At 48.2% G+C, this 502-nt stretch carries 1 protein-coding gene; it reads right to left on the minus strand.

All coding sequences use genetic code 11. From position 1 onward, the window contains the following. Positions 1-447: hypothetical protein (locus ACM9HJ_RS31015; RefSeq protein WP_416575673.1), on the minus strand; the 447-nt coding region annotated here is incomplete at its 3' end. Between the last annotated feature and the right edge of the window lie 55 nt (positions 448-502).

Raw genomic sequence — 502 nt, forward strand, 5'->3', positions numbered from 1 at the left:
CTCTAAATTGGCTCTGCCGCTGCTGAGTTGCATCGGATTGATATCCGGCGCTTTGAATGCCGGTGTCTTGGGCGGTGCGGCCGATGTACCCAAGCGGCTTTCTGCCATACCGATCGCTGTAACCATTTGCGTAGTATTCTCACCGAAACTCCGCCCAATCGCTTCCTTTTGGATCGTTTCAACAATATTTCCCATAGTGGAGCGGTGTGTAGCCGAAATCTCTCTGCCTAAAAGGTTCTCAACGGTTGCCGACACCGAAGCACTGACATCACCATTTTCATTCTCAGTCAGTGTAAAATTCATTTTTACCAATACAGTTGATTCTACAACTGTTTTTCCATTGCGCTGATGGACGATATCAACGGTCTGGGTAATGCTTACATTACATGTTGGTTTTCCTTTGCAATTCGCAGCCACGTCCATCAACCCCGTCGGATCGATGCCCATGACTGGGCTGTTCTTCACATATGCGTATCTATTGAGCCCATCCTTGATGCCGATG

The organism is Niveispirillum sp. KHB5.9 (assembly GCF_048066115.1).
Taxonomy (GTDB): Bacteria; Pseudomonadota; Alphaproteobacteria; order Azospirillales; family Azospirillaceae; genus Niveispirillum.